Raw genomic sequence first — 1317 nt, 5'->3', positions numbered from 1 at the left:
CGCAGAAGCGCATCGCGGCCCTGGAGGCTGAGGTCCTCGAGCTGCGACGGGCCAACGAGATCCTGAAGTCTGCCTCGGCGTTTTTCGCCAAGGAGCTCGACCGTCCCACCACGAGATGATCCGGTTCATCGACGAGCACCGGAATCGCTTCGGGGTCGAGCTCATCTGCCGCGTGATGGACGAGGCAGATGGTGGGTTCATCACCTCCCGCGGATACCGAGCCGCCAAAGCGCGCATCCGGTCAGCTCGGGCGTTGAAGGACGGCCTGCTGATTCCCGAGATCCAGCGGATCCACGCGGCCAACTAAGGCGTCTATGGGGTGCGGAAGATGTGGCATGCCATGCGCCGGGAAGGCTGGGAGATCGGTCGGGATCAGACTGCTCGGTTGATGCGTGCTGCCGGGGTCGAAGGCGCAGTGAGAGGCCGTAGACCCCGGACCACGGTGGCCGCCCCGGTGCCGGATCATCGTCCGGATCTGGTGGAGCGGAACTTCAAAGCCCCCGCCCCGGGCAGGCTGTGGGTCGCTGACATCACCTATGTGCGCACTGTTGCAGGGTTCGTCTATACCGCCTTCGTCACCGATGCCTACAGCCGTCGGATCGTCGGGTGGGCCACTCGTTCGACGATGACCACCGAGGCGCTGTCGTTGGAAGCGCTGGAGCATGCCCTGGCGACTGCCAAACGCCAGGAAGATGCCCAACTGGTGCATCACTCGGACAGAGGTTCGCAGTATGTGGCGATCGCCTATACCGACAAGCTCGCTGATCACGGCATCCGCCCTTCGGTGGGCACTGTTGGGGATTCCTATGACAATGCTCTGGCCGAGAGCGTCAATGGGCTGTATAAGACCGAGCTGATCTACTCCCAGCCGGCGTGGGCTTCGCTGACGGAGGTGGAGTTCGCCACGATGAACTGGGTCCACTGGTGGAACACTGCCAGGCTGCACGAGAACCTCGGGCAGCAGACCCCGGCAGAAGTTGAGAGCGCCTACTATGAACAGCGGACCGAGTCCGCACCAAAATCTCGGAACTAAACCCAGGGCGCTTCAAGACCGTAATCTCATCCGGCCCCACGGTGCTGCTTCTCGTTGGCGGTAAGCTGTTGGTCCAGGTCCAAGACGTGCTTGGCCAGCCGCACTGCTTCGCTGCGGGCGATGGAGAGAGATAGCTCCTCCTCACGGCTCCGCCAGCGGGAGACCTCGAGGATCTGGGTGACGGTGAGTTTCTTGCGGGCATCGATGCCCAGCTCGTTGGTCCGTGTCAGAGCGGTCAGCGCATTGATGGAGCGGGTACGGTCCTTGCTCATCGACTCGCGGGC

Annotated in this window: 2 pseudogenes; one reads left to right on the top strand and one right to left on the bottom strand. The window is 63.1% G+C overall.

Annotation, left to right across the window (positions count from 1 at the left end):
- Window positions 1–1033, top strand: a pseudogene (locus RH857_RS13610) (IS3 family transposase); the annotation flags it as partial.
- Between the two features lie 44 nt (window positions 1034–1077).
- On the opposite strand, the pseudogene RH857_RS13605 reads toward RH857_RS13610, so the two are convergent.
- A pseudogene (locus RH857_RS13605) lies at window positions 1078–1317 on the bottom strand (IS110 family transposase); the annotation flags it as partial.

The organism is Nesterenkonia flava, assembly GCF_031432335.1.
Classification (GTDB): Bacteria; Actinomycetota; Actinomycetes; order Actinomycetales; family Micrococcaceae; genus Nesterenkonia; species Nesterenkonia flava.
The sequence above is the reverse complement of the archived record's forward strand: the minus strand, read 5'-3'. Positions and strand labels throughout refer to the sequence as shown.